Source organism: Ruegeria sp. C10 (assembly GCF_056537805.1).
Window position 1 is genome coordinate 1521400 of sequence record NZ_JBQFSC010000001.1, and the last position, 15349, is coordinate 1536748.

The following is a 15349-nucleotide window of genomic DNA, read 5'->3' on the forward strand; positions in this document are numbered from 1 at the left end:
TTAGCCATCAAAGCGGCCAGAACACAAGGATCGCGGGGATCGAGACCGCGATGATCAGGATTTCCAGCGGCAGTCCCATGCGCCAGTAATCACCAAAACGGTATCCTCCGGGACCAAGCACCAGCGTATTGTTCTTGTGCCCAATGGGCGTCAGAAACGCGGCAGACGCCGCAACGGCCACCGTCATCAGAAACGGATCGGGCGACACCTCAAGCGTGCGCGCCATCTGAATGCCAACAGGGGCCGCGACAATGGCGGTGGCTGTGTTGTTCAACACATCGGACAGGGTCATCGTCACGACCATCAGTACGGTCAGGATTGCCCAGGCGGGCAGGCCGTTGGTCAGCTGAATCAAGGCGTTGGCGATCAACTCGGTTCCGCCCGAGGTTTCAAGCGCGCTGCCCAATGGGATCATTGACCCCAGCAATACAACCACCGGCCATTCGATGTGGTTGTAGATATCCGCAATCGGCATGATCTTGGTCAGCACATAGGCGACGACCACGAACCCCAGTGCGATCGGCAGATAGATCAGCCCGATACTGGCCGCCAACACGGCTGCGGCAAACAGGCCGATGGCAAGCCAGGCTTTATCATTCGCGGTTACATTCAAGCCGCGCTCGGCCAGGGGCAGGCAGCCGAGCCACTCGGTGACATCGGGTGCTCGGTCGCGCGGGCACAGCAGCAATAAGATGTCGCCGGGCTCGACCTCGGTTTTGCGAACCTGACTGGTGATCCGGCGCCCTTGGCGTGAAATGCCCATCAGGACTGTACTCTGTCGCCAGGCCAGTCCTAACGCCTGCGCAGTTCGCCCAGTGATGCGCGCGCTTTCGGGGACAACGACTTCAACCACTTCCAGCCCTTCGCCTTCGGCAGTCAAAACCTCCTGCCGACGGGCGTCCGAGAAATCCAGATTGAGCGCGGCGCGGAACTCATCCAGCGCTTCGGGGCGTGCTTCCAGAACAAGCGCATCGCCTTCATGCAGGGTTGCGTGGGTTGATCGACCATAGCGTCGCTTTCCGTCCCGGATCAGGCCGATGATAGCGACGTCAGATTTCTCGGCGGCCTCATAGAGCTCACTGACCCGTTTCCCGATATGGGGCGATTCAGGCGGGATCGTCAGTTCGGCGATGTATTCGGCCAAAACTTCCGAGGTTTCTTCCTGCGCGCCGCGATTGGGGATGAGGCGCCAGCCGATCAGCGCGACGAACGCCAGCCCCGCAATTGCAGCCAATCCGCCCACCGGTGCGAAATCGAACATGTGAAACGGTTCGCCCAGTGTTTCAGCCCTGATCGAGGCGATGATGATATTTGGCGGCGTACCAATCAGCGTGGCCATCCCTCCCAGGATCGTCGCAAAGCTGAGCGGCATCAGGCTAAGGCCGACCGGGCGCCCCGCTTTGCGCGCGGTCTGGATATCGACTGGCATCAGTAGCGCCAGCGCCGCGACGTTGTTCATGAAGGCCGATAGGATCGCCCCGATGCCGCCCATTAGCGCGATATGCGCGCCCAATCCGCGCGATGCATCGACCAGCGTGCGCGTGATCATGAACACTGCACCCGAGCGCACCAGACCGGCAGAAACCACCAGCACCAACGCCACGATGATCGTGGCCGGGTGCCCGAACCCGGCAAAGGCATTGTCAACGGGCACCACACCCAGCGTGACCGCGATCATCAAGGCGGTAAATGCTACAAGGTCATAGCGGAAACGCCCCCAGAGCAGCATTCCGAAAACGGCGATGAAAAGGGAAAAAAGAATGATCTGATCTGTCGTCATACCGCCACCATAGTCACGGGCGAAGACAGGGCAAGCCGCTCTCTTGATCCTTTGCCCCGCAAACGTCTATATGAGCGCCAAACACGCAATCACGATGACGAGGACGCACCATGGCAGGCCACTCCAAATGGGCCAATATCCAACACCGCAAGGGACGTCAGGACGCCGCGCGGTCCAAACTGTTTTCCAAGCTGTCGAAAGAGATCACGGTCGCCGCCAAGATGGGCGACCCCGATCCCGACAAGAACCCGCGCCTGCGTCTGGCGGTGAAAGAGGCCAAGTCGAATTCGGTGCCCAAGGACGTGATCGACCGTGCGATCAAGAAGTCCGTAGCAGGCGAGGGCGATGAATACGAAGAAATCCGGTATGAGGGCTATGGTCCCAACGGTGTGGCCGTGATTGTTGAAACGATGACCGATAATCGGAACCGTACCGCCTCGACTGTTCGTTCGACCTTTTCGAAGAATGGTGGAAACTTGGGTGAAACCGGCTCGGTCGGGTTCATGTTCGACCGCAAGGGCGAAGTTGTGTATCAGGCAGACGCAGGCGATGCGGATACGATTTTCGAAGCCGCGATCGAGGCCGGGGCAGAGGATGTCGAAAGCTCGGATGACGGTCACATCATCTGGTGTGCAGATACGGACCTGAACGATGTGTCGAACGCGCTAGAAGAGGCGCTGGGCGAATCCGAATCCACCAAGCTGGTCTGGAAGCCGACAACGACGACCGAGTTGGGTCTGGAAGACATGCAAAAGCTGATGAAGTTGGTGGATGCATTGGAAGACGACGACGACGTTCAGCGCGTGACCACTAACTTCGAAGCGACCGACGAGGTTATGGCGCAGCTCTGATGTACCGGACAAACGCCAGATGAACCAAACCCGGCCCAGCGGCCGGGTTTTTCTGTTGCAGTTGCGCGTCTTACACAAGCCTTGGTCCTGAAGCCTCTTGCGATTAAACTCAGATCATTGAGGCTGAAGGACCTGAAAGGCAACCGTAGGCACATCATGCAGAGCATCGCAAATGGCGAGTAAATCGACTGATCCGGCCCGACGAAATGTCCCGGTTCTGGCTAGCCAAAGTATCCTTTCCCAGGTGGCGTGGACTTTGGGCAGCCCGTCTATCGTATTGCCATTCCTTGCGGTCTCGCTGGAGTTACCGATGTTCCTTGCCGGTGCATTGGTGTCGATCCGCATGGTTGGCAGCATGATCTCGGACGTGTTTTTCGCCCGCTCCATTGCTGCGCAGGCGCGGAAGAAACGCGGGATTGCCCTGACCGAGATCGGAATTGGTGGTTGCCTTCTGATGGCCCTTTTGATCGCGGCCACCGGCAGTGTTTCATTGACGGCCATTGCCTTTGTGATCGCCTTTTTCATGATTGGGCTTATTGAAGAAAGCCAATCCCTGATGCTGTCTGATTTGTTGGGCGATCATCTGAAATCGAAATCCCGGATGGTTATCCGTTATCTCCAATTGGGCGCGGGAGGTCTTTGTGCCATCGGCTTGGTGTTGCTGATACACGAGATCACGAAAGAGTATCCGCCATTCTCGCGGCATTCCGCGGTGATTGCGGCCTCGGTCGTGTTTTTCTTGTTTTCAGCATTATGCATTCTCGGCATGGCCGAGATCGCCCCCGATGAGTCCGGTAATGGAAAACCCAAAGGTGCAGGGCGTCAATCGCTGCAGAACATCATCTCCGGCATCGTTGGCATGTTCGAACAGCCATGGTTCCGGCGCTATATGGCTCTGCGGCTTCCTTTGGTTGTCGTGTCGCTGTCGGTTCCGTTTTTTGCGCTCATCGCTGCCGAGGCACATCACAACTCGGCCAAGGGTTTGACGGCCATGATCATCTCATCCGCGTCCGGCTATCTGGTCTCGGCACCCTTGTGGCAACTGGTGAACATGAAATCACACCGTACCGTGATGGTCGCGGGCAACTTGTTGGTCGCAGTGACAGGGATCGTTTTGTTGGCGTTCCACTATGCCGGTATCGATCACGAAGTTCACTTGCACGCCATTGCTCTGTTTGTCGTCTCGGTGGCGACAACTGGAATTTCCAGTGCGCGCCAGCTTTATTTTTTAGACGTTGCGCCCAAGGAACAACGTATTCAGGGCGCAGCAGCCATCAAATCCATCTGCAGACTCGCTGCCGTTGCACTGTCCGCAATTTTGGCCGCGGTTGCACATATGCACGAGGTTGCAGCTGCCATCGTGTTTATCGTGCTGGCCAGCATCTGGGCGGCATTTAGCTGTTACCGCATCGCGAAACCGCAAAAGGCTTCAGAGTCGCAGGCCTAATGTGCCGCCGGTGCGATCAGTTGCTGCGTTGCCGCGCGGCGTACCGCTTGGGTCAAGGGTGCAAGGGCGGGGGCAAGGACGCGCCCGATCTGCCAGGTCAGTTCGATATCGAGCGGCGCATCGGGGATTACTTCGCAGATCTGCCCATTTGCGATCGCTCTTCTTACAAGGCTTTCGGGGTTCATACCCCATCCTAATCCGGCGATTGCCGCGTCAACAAAGGCATTTGTGGACGGCAGAAAGTGAGACGGTGGCGAAAGACGGCTGCCTGTCTGGGCATATATCCAGGAATTCTGCAGATTATCCTTGCGGTTAAAGGTCAAGCAGGGGGCCTGTGCCAGGGATTTGGCGGAAACCCCATCAGAAAACCACCGTTGCATGAAGCCAGGGCTCGCGGTCGGCAAATAGCGCAAAGTGCCCAACGCAATGGCATCGCATCCGGTAATGTTCTGACCACCCACCGTTATCGCCGCACTTACGTCGCCACGCCGCAGCCAGTCAGCAGAATGGTCCTGATCGTCAATTACAAGGTCGAACAGTATGTCTTCGGCGCGCGCCATCGCGTCGATAAACCATGTGGCCAGACTGTCAGCCGGTAGCGCGACGCGAACCCGTACCGGACCTTCACGCTGATCCAAAGTCAGCTCTCGCGCCAGCTTTGCCTCCAACAGACCGATATCTTCGGCATGACGGGCGATCCGCAGACCCGCCGGAGTGCCGATGCATGGGGTGCCGCGATGAATAAGGGCCGCACCAACACGATCCTCCAACGCCTTGATCCTCTGCGAAATAGCCGACGGGGTGACGGATAGCTCTGCGGCTGCGGCCTCAAAGCTGCCGTGTCGCAAGATCGCCGCCAATGCTGAGAGCTGATGAGGGTCGAGGAGCATTAGAGTTACTTAATCTGGGTAATCATCATTAATTTGATAGATTCACACTGGCCATGTAGTCAACGAGCATCGACAGGAGGCTGCATGTTCCCATCAATGATTGCCGGGTTTGCCCTGAGTTTTAGCCTTATATTGGCGATAGGCGCTCAGAACGCCTTTGTTCTGCGCCAAGGCCTGCGGCGCGAGCACGTCTTTGCACTGTGCCTGACCTGCGCAGTGTCTGACGCGATACTGATCGGGGCGGGTGTTGCAGGGTTCGGCACCCTGGCTCAGGCCGCGCCGTGGTTTGAAACGGTGATGCGCTATGGTGGGGCGGTGTTTCTGATTTGGTACGCCCTACGAAGTTTTGGGTCTGCCTGGCAAGGTGGGGCGGTGATGGATACCGCAACAGGGCAGCGCACCAGTCTGCGTGCGGCCATGCTGACCGTGCTGGCCTTCACTTGGCTCAACCCCCATGTATATCTGGATACGGTCGTATTGATCGGGTCGATATCGGCCCAATATTCAGATCGCATGGGGTTTGCGATAGGGGCGATGACTTCGAGTTTCGTTTTCTTCTTTTCGCTCGGCTACGGTGCCAGAGTGCTTTCACCGATTTTTGCCCGCCCGCGCGCATGGCAGATTCTTGATTTTATCATCGGAATCGTGATGCTTATGATCGCGTTGAAACTTGTTATCATGTGAAGGGTTGTCCCGGATCAGAATTCGGTGTTCAACCGTTTGTATGACCTCACCTAATGATCAGCACCGCCCGCTTGTTGGCATGTTTTGGATGCTTGCGGCCGGGCTGTCCTTTGTGGGCATGAATGCGCTGGTGAAGGTGCTGGGAACCAGCATGAACCCCATTCAAGCGGCATTCTTGCGCTATGTCCTGGGTCTGGTGTTTCTTTTGCCCGCAATCCGGGCGATCCTCGGAACTCCATTGACCCCGCGCAATCTAACGCTGTTTGGACTACGCGGAATGGTCCACGCCATCGCCGTCATGCTTTGGTTTTTTGCGATGACGCGCATCCCCCTCGCCGAGGTAACCGCGATGAATTACATGACACCTATCTACGTCACGGTGGGTGCGGCACTGTTCTTGGGTGAAAAGCTAGCTTTTCGTCGTATCGCCGCGATTGGTGTTGCTGTGATTGGAGTAGTGATCATCCTGCGCCCGGGCTTTCGCGAGATATTGCCCGGTCACATAGCGATGCTGGGGGCTGCACTAGCGCTTGGTGGTTCCTATCTGCTTGCCAAAGTCATGGTCCGTGATATCCGTCCCTCAGCCGTTGTTGCCCATCTTTCGATATGGGTCACCATCGCGCTTATCCCTTTCGCCGTCGCGGTTTGGGAGCCGCCCAGCCTGCGCGATCTTGGTATACTTTTCATCGTCGCCAGCTTTGCGACTGCGGGGCACTATTTCATGACGCTTGCATTGCAGGCTGCCCCGGTGGCCGTGACCCAGCCGGTGACGTTCCTGCAGCTGATCTGGGCCACTTTGCTCGGCGCTTTGGCCTTCCATGAACGCATCGACATCTGGGTAATTGCAGGAGGCACTCTGATCCTGGCTGCCGTCAGCTTCATCACCTGGCGTGAAGCCGTGCTGAGCCGTGGCGGCACACCGCCGCAAGGTTCTGAGACCCCACCGGCGAAACCAAGAACCGTTATTGATTGACGAGTCAATAAAAACCGCTTAGCCTTCCTTGCACTCAGGTATGGCGAAGAGGCGAAGATGCCAAAACTCGGAATGGAGCCGATCCGGCGGGACGCGATCGTCAAGGCGACGATCGCCGAGCTTGGCGCGCAAAAATCCCTTGATGTCACCGTTAGCCAGATCGCCAAACGCGCAGGTATGTCCAGTGCATTGGCGCATCATTACTTTGGGGGCAAAGAACAGATATTCCTAGCCGCGATGCGGCGTATCCTGACGGATTTTGGATCTGAAGCGCGCGCACAACTCAGCACGGCAGATCCGGAAGAGCGCGCACAGGCCATCATTCGCGCCTGTTTCGCGCCATCATGTTTCACACCGGATGTTATCGCAGCTTGGATGACTTTTTATGTTTTGGCGCAAACCAACGATGATGCGCTGAGGCTCTGGCAAATCTATCAGGCACGCATCCGCTCGAACCTGATCCATGCGTTGCGCCCACATATGAGTGACCCGAGCGAGGCTGCCGAAGGTATGATCGCGCTGATCGATGGTTTGTACATCCACTCTGCACTGAATTCCCCACAAGAGCCGCAGCGGGCAGTCACCCATGCGCTGCGGGTACTGAGAGTTTTCCTAGAGGCCGAAAAATGACAAAGCCGAATATTCTGATCCTGATGGTGGATCAGCTCAACGGGACCCTCTTCCCCGACGGTCCTGCAGAATGGTTGCATGCGCCGAACCTGAAGAAGCTGGCGGCAAGATCAACGCGTTTCGCAAATGCATACACTGCTTCGCCGCTCTGTGCTCCGGGACGTGCGAGCTTTATGTCGGGTCAACTGCCATCGCGCACTGGCGTCTATGACAACGCCGCCGAGTTCAGCAGCGATATCCCGACCTATGCCCACCACCTTCGTCGTGCAGGATATTACACCTGCTTGTCCGGCAAGATGCACTTTGTTGGCCCAGACCAGTTGCACGGGTTCGAAGATCGTCTGACTACTGATATCTACCCGGCAGATTTCGGTTGGACGCCGGATTATCGTAAACCCGGCGAGCGCATCGACTGGTGGTATCACAATATGGGCTCGGTCACTGGGGCAGGCATTGCCGAGATTTCCAACCAGATGGAATATGATGACGAGGTCGCTTATAACGCCAAGGCCAAGCTATATGACCTTGCACGCGGCAAGGATGATCGCCCCTGGTGTGTGACCGTCAGCTTCACGCACCCACACGATCCTTACGTGGCGCGACGCAAGTACTGGGATCTGTATGAAGATTGTGAGCATCTTGAGCCACAGATCGTGGATCTGGGATATGACAATCAGGACCCGCATTCCAAACGTATTTTCGATGCCAATGACTGGCGCAGCTTCGACATAACGACCGAGGATATTCGCAAATCCCGTCGCGCCTATTTCGCCAATATCTCATATCTGGATGACAAGATCGGTGAGATACTGGAGGTTCTGGAAACGACGCGTCAAGAGGCGATCATACTGTTCGTGTCCGACCACGGCGACATGCTGGGTGAGCGCGGGTTGTGGTTCAAGATGACTTTCTTCGAAGGCTCTTCCCGCGTGCCGCTCATGATTTCGGCCCCCGATCTTCCAGTTAGTCGCATCGATACACCAGTTTCGACGATCGACGTGACACCGACGCTTGGTACGTTGGCGGGCGTCGATATGGCGGAAATCTCACCTTGGACGGATGGTGAGGACCTTGTTCCGTTGGCAAAGGGTACAGACCGAACCGCGCCGGTTGCAATGGAATATGCCGCCGAGGCCTCATACGCTCCTTTAGTCTCTCTGCGCTATGGCAAGTGGAAATACAATCGCTGTACATTGGACCCCGATCAACTGTTCGATCTCGAGGCTGATCCGCATGAGATGGAAAATCTCGCTGGTCTGCCCGAACATGCAGGCACCCTGCAAACACTGCGTGCTAAATCCGAGGCGCGATGGGATCTGGATCGCTTTGACGCCGATGTGAGGGCCAGCCAAGCCCGGCGCTGGGTGGTTTATGAGGCACTGCGGCAGGGTGGCTATTATCCTTGGGATTATCAGCCTCTTCAGAAAGCGTCTGAACGGTACATGCGCAATCACATGGACCTGAACGATGTCGAGGATAGCCAGCGTTATCCGCGTGGCGAGTAATCCTTTACATTTTTGAAATTGCACCCGTCGGAAATGCGGAGATTTTTCGTCGAAAAATCTTGCCCCGAAGGTGAACGGAGACACGAATATGGAAGCAGATTTTGTCATTGTTGGCGCCGGTTCTGCTGGTTGCGCGATGGCTTACCGTCTGAGTGAGGCCGGAGCCTCGGTTCTGGTGATCGAGCATGGCGGCACTGACGCCGGACCCTTCATCCAGATGCCTGCCGCCCTAAGCTATCCGATGAATATGTCGCGATATGACTGGGGCTACAAATCCGAGCCCGAACCGCATCTGAACAATCGTCAACTTGCTTGCCCCAGAGGCAAGGTGATCGGAGGGTCTTCTTCGATCAATGGCATGGTCTATGTGCGCGGTCACGCGCGGGATTTTGACATCTGGGCCGAGATGGGCGCAGATGGATGGTCTTACGCAGATGTGCTGCCGTACTACAAACGCATGGAAACCTGGCATGATGGTGGCCATGGCGGTGATCACACTTGGAGAGGCACGGATGGACCTCTGCACGTGTCGCGAGGGCCTCGTGAAAATCCGCTGTTTAAGGCGTTCGTCGATGCAGGTCAGCAGGCTGGATATGAGGTCACTGGCGACTATAACGGTGAGAAACAAGAAGGTTTTGGGCCGATGGAGCAGACCGTCTGGAAAGGACGGCGCTGGTCGGCGGCGAATGCGTACCTTAGGCCAGCGCTCAAGCGGCAAAACTGCGAAATCATCCGGGGTCTTGCGGCGCGCGTGATTATTGAATCCGGGCGCGCATCCGGGGTCGAATTGATCCGGGGTGGCAAACGGGAAGTGATCACAGCGCGGCGCGAGGTTGTATTGGCGGCTTCGTCTATCAATTCGCCTAAGTTGCTGATGCTTTCGGGGGTTGGACCCGCGGCGCACCTGGCCGAGCACGGTATCAAAGTGGTCGCCGACCGCCCTGGCGTCGGCGCCAATCTGCAGGATCACCTAGAACTTTATATCCAACAGGCCTCGATCCAGCCGATCACGCTTTACAAGCATTGGAACCTGATCAGCAAAGGAATGATCGGAGCGCAATGGCTGTTTACCAAAACAGGCCTTGGTGCATCGAACCAATTTGAAAGCGCCGCCTTCGTGCGTTCGAAACCGGGTGTGGAATATCCTGACATACAATATCATTTTCTGCCGATGGCGGTTCGCTATGACGGGCAGGCGGCAGCCGAAGGGCACGGATTCCAGGCGCATGTGGGGCCAATGCGGTCGCCCTCGCGCGGCGCTGTGACTCTGCGATCTGCCAAAGCCGAAGACGCGCCGGTGATCCGGTTCAACTACATGAGCCATGATTCGGATTGGGAAGACTTCAGAACCTGCATTCGCTTGACCCGAGAGATCTTTGGACAGCAGGCGTTCAAACCCTTTGCCGGTAAAGAGATCCAACCGGGGGCGGAGGTTCAGTCGGACGATGAGCTAGATGCCTTTATCGCTGAGCATGCCGAAAGCGCCTATCACCCTTGCGGGACTTGCCGCATGGGCCGTGCGGATGACAAGGATGCCGTTGTCGACCCGCAGGGGCGTGTGATTGGGGTGGATGGATTGCGCGTCGCCGATAGCTCGATTTTCCCGCAAATCACCAATGGCAATCTGAACGCACCGTCGATCATGGTGGGTGAAAAGATGTCGGACTATTTGCTGCAGAAAGACCCTTTGCCCAAAGCGAACGACCAACCCTGGATAAGTCCGAGATGGGCAACGGCACAGCGCTGACACATCCAAAACCCACGGCGTGCATTTATCCTGAAAGCTGGTTGATTGCGCTCGGAATTTGATCGGCGTCAAAGCGGAGTGCGACAGTCATGTTTAGCCTTGGGATGTAACGCTGAAACAAGGAGCCAACTGGATGTCTCATACCCCGCATGAACTGGCTGAAGAGTTCCCCGACAAGCTCGAAGTGATGAGCCAGCTCAAGCAAACGGATGCGCATTTTGCCCGACTTGCGGATGAGTATCATGAGGTCAACCGCACCGTGCATCGGGCTGAAACCAATGTTGAGCCGATGGAGGAATTGGCCGAGGTTGATTTGCGCAAGAAACGCGCGGCGCTTAAGGACGAGATCTGGGCGATCTTGTCAAAAAGTTGAGTATTAAGCGGGGGCTCTGCCCCCGGACTCGCAGGATATATATGGCCAGGCGAAGATCAGGTGACCTCATAAGGCAGGGTGCCGCGGCTATGGGCGTCGATGGTCAGGCGGCGCTCTAACGGTGGGACTGATCTTTGGTGGCAGGTTTGGCGCTCGCATATGCGACAGGATATGCCGATGGGCTCGTAGGCGCTCGCATTGTTTATGTCGAGATTATCGGCGTAGACCAATGCTTCGGCATGACGAACCTCACATCCCAAGGCGATGGCATAGCGGCGGACAGGAGCACCGAACGAGCCTCCGGATTTTGAAACATCACGAGCCAATGAGATATAGCGGACGCCATCCGGTGTCTCGGCTAGCTGTTGCAGGAAATGACCCGGGGTCTCAAATGCCCGGTGGACATTCCAGAGTGGGCAAGCACCGCCGAAGCGGGCGAATTGAAGCCGCGTGGCTGAATGTCGTTTAGTGATTGTGCCCGCCTGATCCACGCGGACGAAGAAGAAGGGAATTCCTTTTGCACCGGGGCGCTGTAGCGTGGACAGGCGGTGCGCCACCTGTTCAATCGACGCCCCGAACCGGTTGCTGAGCAGCTCCAAATCGTGCCGATAGTCCTGCGCTGCGGATAGGAAAGCGCCGTAAGGCATCAGCGAAGCCCCGGCAAAATAGTTGGCGAGGCCAATCTTGGCGATGGCTCGGGCCTCATCGCTTTGGAAACGGGCGAAATCTAGCGTTGCTTCAAGCAGCTTATCCTGACTGATCAACGCCACCTGCAACAGCAGTTGGAAGACCTGCGTTTGTGGTGCGGCGCGCGAGGAAAGGCGCAGGGTTTTGTCACCAGCATTGTAGCTGCGTAAGGTTTCTGTGTCGGCGAAAGTGACGTGAATGCCGCGTTCTGACAGGCTGTTCAGGGCGACTTGCCGAATATCGCTGGTTTCATCGGCACGGCTGGCGAAGCGTTCGGCGGCGCGGTCAACGGCGTCAATATAATTGTCGCAGTAGTGAAAGAAATCGCGCACCTCTTCCCATGGGCTGGCCTGAATACGGGCATCCTCGCGGCCCAATGCCTCGTCGAGCGAGGCGAGGCGTTCATGGGTCTGGCGATAGGCGCGGTGTAACTCGATGAACGCGCGTGCAAGCGCGGGCGCATTTGAAGCGGTGAGCCTGAGATCAGCCAGAGGGGGCGCCGTTTCGGCGAACACCGGATCGGCCAGTGCTTCGCGCATATCCGAAACCAATCGTTCGCTATCCCCTGTGCTGAGTTCGGTCACATCCATACCAAACTCTTGCGCTAGTGCCAGAACAACGGTCGTCGAAATCGGCCGGTTGTTATTCTCCATCTGGTTCAAATAGGGCAGTGAAACGCCCAGTTTTGCGGCGAAATCCTTCTGCGTGAGGGTCAGGCGTGTGCGCATTTCGCGCAGCTTGGCGCCAGCGTATAGTTTCTGAGTGGCCATGGCGGTTCTTTGCAGCTTTACTGAATCTGCAGGCTAACTTTGCAAACCCTATCGCGCAAGCCGTCTACAGACCCAATTGCCGTTCGCGCCAGATAACAACGCTGATCGCGCAGATTGCCAGGGCGGCGGTTGCCAGCATCAGCCAAAGCAGAGGCATCGCGCCTGTCTCATGCGTCAGCAATGCGCCTGCCAATGCGCTGAGTGCCGCGCCGCCGCCCAACATGATCGCACCGCTCAAACCAGAGGCAGTGGCCGCCAGATGCGGGCGGACCGAAAGCGATCCGGCGGTTGCATTTGGGATCGCCATGCCGTTACCCAACCCGACGAAGGTCATCAGGCCAAAGAAGCTGAGCGCCGTTCCCAAATCCACTAGGAACAACAAAGCTGATAGGGCCACGCCAATTGCATTCAGCCAGCATCCCCAGCGCACCATTTGGTTGACGCCGAAGCGAACCGAGAATCGACCGCTGATGAAGTTGCCGAAGAAATAGCCAATCGCAGGCGCACCAAAGTAGATGCCGACCTCGGCGGCTGTCATGCCGAACACTTCGGTCCCGATAAAGGGTGCGCCCCCGAGATAGGCAAAGAACGCACCTGAAGAGAAAGCCGAGGACAGGGAATAGCCCCAGAAGCGGGGCGATTTCAGCAGTTCAGGGTATTCGCGAAATTGCTGCATCAGTGTTTTGCCGCTTGCGGCCGCGGTTTCGCCAAAGTCTTGGTAGGTCAGCACCAGCGCCAGCGCCGCAAGAGCGAAAGGCAGCCAGAAATTGGCTTTCCAGCCAAAAGTTTCTTCGAGAAGCCCGCCGACAGCAGGGCCGATCATCGGAACGACTGCCATCCCCATGGTGACATATCCGAGCATCGAAGCAGCCTGGTCCTGTTCGTACATGTCCCGCACAGCCGCACGACTTAAGACAATACCAACGACAATGACGGCCTGAAACATTCTGAAGGCCAGAAAGGTCTCGACATTTGGGGCGTATATACACCCCAGCGTTGCCAGCAAAAAAAGGGCGAGTCCCCACAGCAGTACAGGCCGACGTCCGGCCTTATCGGCGATGGGTCCTATTAAGATTTGCAGTGCCGCGTTGACCAGAAGATAAAGCGCGATCGAAAGCTGCATCACCTTGTAATCAGTCTGAAAATACGTCGCCATAAAGGGAAGGCTGGGCAGATACAGATTCATGCTCAGCGCCGACAATCCTGACAACAAAACGAGTGTTGCAAGCGTGGGGGGCGTGCGGCTGACAGAGGGTGAACTGAACTGCATGGTTTACCTTTAGACCCTGATCGCGCGAAATGCCATCGGCAGTTTGGCTTGTTGTGTTAATTAACAAATTTGCAGTTATCTCAAATAGTGTTGCCAAATATTTGCAAATTTGCCGAAAACTTCTTTGGCCGCCGATCCCAAATCGTTATGGTCGCGCAAATTCTCTTGGGAGACTACCGACATGAAAGACATCCTTTCCGAGCTCGAAGGCCGTCGCAACAACGCGCGATTGGGTGGTGGGCAAAAACGCATCGACTCGCAACACGCCCGCGGAAAGCTGACGGCACGCGAACGGATCGAGTTGCTGGTAGACGAAGGCAGCTTTGAAGAGTTTGACATGTTTGTCAGCCATCGCTGCACTGATTTCGGAATGGAGAAACAAAAGCCTGCTGGTGACGGGGTGGTCACAGGCTGGGGTACAATCAATGGTCGAATGGTCTACGTCTTCAGCCAGGATTTCACCGTATTCGGTGGCTCGCTGTCAGAAACCCATGCGCAGAAGATTTGCAAGATCATGGATATGGCAGTTCAAAACGGAGCGCCGGTGATCGGGATCAACGACTCGGGCGGGGCGCGGATTCAGGAGGGCGTCGCTTCATTGGCCGGATATGCTGAGGTGTTCCAGCGTAACATCATGGCCTCAGGCGTCGTGCCACAGATTAGCGTGATAATGGGGCCGTGTGCAGGTGGTGCGGTTTACAGTCCTGCGATGACCGACTTCATATTCATGGTCAAAGACACCTCGTACATGTTCGTAACCGGCCCAGACGTTGTGAAGACCGTCACCAATGAGGTCGTGACGGCAGAGGAATTGGGCGGGGCTTCAACCCACACCAAAAAGTCTTCGGTCGCTGATGGTGCGTTTGAAAACGATGTGGAGGCCCTGGCCGAGGTGCGCCGTCTTGTCGACTTCCTTCCGCTCAACAATCGCGAGAAACCGCCAGTTCGTCCGTTTTTTGACAGCCCTGACAGGGTCGAGACATCGCTGGATACGCTGATCCCGGACAATCCGAACACGCCGTACGACATGAAGGAACTGATCACCAAAGTGGCGGATGAGGGTGATTTTTACGAGATTCAGGAAGACTACGCTAAGAACATCATCACCGGTTTTATCCGGCTTGAAGGGCAGACCGTGGGCGTCGTGGCCAACCAACCCATGGTATTGGCAGGATGTTTGGACATCGATAGTTCCCGAAAAGCGGCCCGGTTCGTGCGGTTCTGTGATTGCTTTGAAATCCCGATCCTGACGCTTGTTGATGTTCCGGGCTTTCTGCCGGGCACTTCGCAGGAGTATGGCGGCGTGATCAAGCACGGCGCGAAACTGCTATTTGCTTATGGCGAAGCGACCGTGCCAAAGGTCACCGTAATCACGCGTAAGGCCTACGGTGGCGCGTATGATGTTATGGCCTCCAAACACCTGCGCGGCGATTTCAACTATGCGTGGCCCACGGCTGAGATCGCGGTGATGGGTGCAAAGGGCGCGACCGAAATCATCCACCGCGCCGATCTCGGCGATTCCGATAAGATCGCACAACACACTCAGGACTATGAGGACCGGTTCGCAAATCCCTTCGTTGCGGCCGAGCGCGGCTTCATTGATGAGGTGATCATGCCACAATCGACCCGCCGCCGTGTATCACGTGCATTTGCGAGCCTGCGCGGCAAGCAACTGAAGAACCCTTGGAAAAAGCACGACAATATCCCGCTGTAAATGCCCGCCGAGGAGGCCCGAGCCGTAA

General features: G+C 56.7%; 13 protein-coding genes. 9 read left to right on the forward strand and 4 right to left on the reverse strand.

Annotation, left to right across the window (positions count from 1 at the left end; genetic code table 11):
• Nucleotides 1–7: 7 nt before the first annotated feature.
• On the reverse strand, nucleotides 8–1780 hold the full coding sequence (locus ACR0DE_RS07295; protein ID WP_170732952.1) for an SLC13 family permease: 1773 nt from the start codon (nucleotides 1778–1780) through the stop codon (nucleotides 8–10).
• Between the two features lie 110 nt (nucleotides 1781–1890).
• On the opposite strand from ACR0DE_RS07295, the gene ACR0DE_RS07300 reads away from it, so the two are divergent.
• Nucleotides 1891–2631 (forward strand): YebC/PmpR family DNA-binding transcriptional regulator, encoded by a 741-nt coding sequence (locus tag ACR0DE_RS07300; RefSeq protein ID WP_170392173.1) that lies wholly within the window; start codon nucleotides 1891–1893, stop codon nucleotides 2629–2631.
• Nucleotides 2632–2803: 172 nt separating this feature from the next.
• Nucleotides 2804–4078 (forward strand): MFS transporter, encoded by a 1275-nt coding sequence (locus ACR0DE_RS07305; protein WP_480752414.1) that lies wholly within the window; start codon nucleotides 2804–2806, stop codon nucleotides 4076–4078.
• On the opposite strand, the gene ACR0DE_RS07310 is transcribed toward ACR0DE_RS07305, so the two are convergent.
• Nucleotides 4075–4968 carry a LysR family transcriptional regulator ArgP gene (locus ACR0DE_RS07310; RefSeq protein ID WP_480752415.1) on the reverse strand — a complete coding sequence of 298 codons (894 nt, stop codon included), beginning with the start codon at nucleotides 4966–4968 and terminating at the stop codon, nucleotides 4075–4077. The two genes, ACR0DE_RS07305 and ACR0DE_RS07310, sit on opposite strands and share 4 nt — an antisense overlap.
• Nucleotides 4969–5052: 84 nt before the next feature.
• Here ACR0DE_RS07310 and ACR0DE_RS07315 point away from each other — a divergent pair, with 84 nt between their 5' ends.
• The 6 genes from ACR0DE_RS07315 (at nucleotide 5053) to ACR0DE_RS07340 (ending at nucleotide 10880) form a co-directional block, all read left to right on the forward strand.
• Nucleotides 5053–5652 (forward strand): LysE/ArgO family amino acid transporter, encoded by a 600-nt coding sequence (locus tag ACR0DE_RS07315; protein ID WP_170420740.1) that lies wholly within the window; start codon nucleotides 5053–5055, stop codon nucleotides 5650–5652.
• Nucleotides 5653–5692: 40 nt separating this feature from the next.
• On the forward strand, nucleotides 5693–6625 hold the full coding sequence (locus ACR0DE_RS07320) for a DMT family transporter (RefSeq protein ID WP_170392166.1): 933 nt from the start codon (nucleotides 5693–5695) through the stop codon (nucleotides 6623–6625).
• A 57-nt stretch (nucleotides 6626–6682) separates the two neighbouring features.
• Nucleotides 6683–7255, forward strand: coding sequence for a choline-binding transcriptional repressor BetI (gene betI, locus ACR0DE_RS07325; RefSeq protein ID WP_170392164.1), 573 nt, complete (start codon nucleotides 6683–6685; stop codon nucleotides 7253–7255).
• Entirely contained in the window at nucleotides 7252–8760 is a 1509-nt protein-coding gene (gene betC / locus ACR0DE_RS07330) for a choline-sulfatase (RefSeq protein ID WP_480752416.1), read from the forward strand. The genes betI and betC overlap by 4 nt, the downstream gene beginning before the upstream one ends.
• An 88-nt stretch (nucleotides 8761–8848) precedes the next feature.
• Nucleotides 8849–10507 carry a choline dehydrogenase gene (gene betA, locus ACR0DE_RS07335; RefSeq protein WP_480752417.1) on the forward strand — a complete coding sequence of 553 codons (1659 nt, stop codon included), beginning with the start codon at nucleotides 8849–8851 and terminating at the stop codon, nucleotides 10505–10507.
• Between the two features lie 133 nt (nucleotides 10508–10640).
• Entirely contained in the window at nucleotides 10641–10880 is a 240-nt protein-coding gene (locus tag ACR0DE_RS07340; RefSeq protein WP_170392158.1) for an HP1242/YdcH family protein, read from the forward strand.
• Between the two features lie 56 nt (nucleotides 10881–10936).
• Here the strand turns inward: ACR0DE_RS07340 and ACR0DE_RS07345 are convergent, their stop codons facing one another.
• Nucleotides 10937–12337: a helix-turn-helix transcriptional regulator gene (locus tag ACR0DE_RS07345; RefSeq protein WP_170392156.1), complete on the reverse strand. Its 1401-nt coding sequence runs from the start codon at nucleotides 12335–12337 to the stop codon at nucleotides 10937–10939.
• A gap of 64 nt (nucleotides 12338–12401) precedes the next feature.
• The gene (locus ACR0DE_RS07350; RefSeq protein ID WP_480752418.1) at nucleotides 12402–13607 is read right to left on the reverse strand and encodes a multidrug effflux MFS transporter; all 1206 of its coding nucleotides are present in this window, start codon (nucleotides 13605–13607) and stop codon (nucleotides 12402–12404) included.
• A 181-nt stretch (nucleotides 13608–13788) separates the two neighbouring features.
• Between ACR0DE_RS07350 and ACR0DE_RS07355 the strand changes: the two genes are divergently transcribed.
• Complete coding sequence (locus tag ACR0DE_RS07355) at nucleotides 13789–15321, forward strand: acyl-CoA carboxylase subunit beta (RefSeq protein WP_170392153.1); 1533 nt, start codon at nucleotides 13789–13791, stop codon at nucleotides 15319–15321.
• The last annotated feature ends 28 nt before the right edge of the window (nucleotides 15322–15349 follow it).

Bases quoted from the DNA above. Each gene is read 5' to 3' on its own strand.
- ACR0DE_RS07345 (WP_170392156.1), bottom strand. From the start codon at position 12,337: ATGGCCACTCAGAAACTATACGCTGGCGCCAAGCTGCGCGAAATGCGC.
- ACR0DE_RS07350 (WP_480752418.1), bottom strand. From the start codon at position 13,607: ATGCAGTTCAGTTCACCCTCTGTCAGCCGCACGCCCCCCACGCTTGCA.
- ACR0DE_RS07340 (WP_170392158.1), top strand. From the start codon at position 10,641: ATGTCTCATACCCCGCATGAACTGGCTGAAGAGTTCCCCGACAAGCTC.
- ACR0DE_RS07355 (WP_170392153.1), top strand. From the start codon at position 13,789: ATGAAAGACATCCTTTCCGAGCTCGAAGGCCGTCGCAACAACGCGCGA.
- ACR0DE_RS07305 (WP_480752414.1), top strand. From the start codon at position 2,804: ATGGCGAGTAAATCGACTGATCCGGCCCGACGAAATGTCCCGGTTCTG.
- ACR0DE_RS07300 (WP_170392173.1), top strand. From the start codon at position 1,891: ATGGCAGGCCACTCCAAATGGGCCAATATCCAACACCGCAAGGGACGT.
- betC (WP_480752416.1), top strand. From the start codon at position 7,252: ATGACAAAGCCGAATATTCTGATCCTGATGGTGGATCAGCTCAACGGG.
- ACR0DE_RS07320 (WP_170392166.1), top strand. From the start codon at position 5,693: ATGACCTCACCTAATGATCAGCACCGCCCGCTTGTTGGCATGTTTTGG.
- ACR0DE_RS07310 (WP_480752415.1), bottom strand. From the start codon at position 4,968: ATGCTCCTCGACCCTCATCAGCTCTCAGCATTGGCGGCGATCTTGCGA.
- betA (WP_480752417.1), top strand. From the start codon at position 8,849: ATGGAAGCAGATTTTGTCATTGTTGGCGCCGGTTCTGCTGGTTGCGCG.
- ACR0DE_RS07315 (WP_170420740.1), top strand. From the start codon at position 5,053: ATGTTCCCATCAATGATTGCCGGGTTTGCCCTGAGTTTTAGCCTTATA.
- betI (WP_170392164.1), top strand. From the start codon at position 6,683: ATGCCAAAACTCGGAATGGAGCCGATCCGGCGGGACGCGATCGTCAAG.
- ACR0DE_RS07295 (WP_170732952.1), bottom strand. From the start codon at position 1,780: ATGACGACAGATCAGATCATTCTTTTTTCCCTTTTCATCGCCGTTTTC.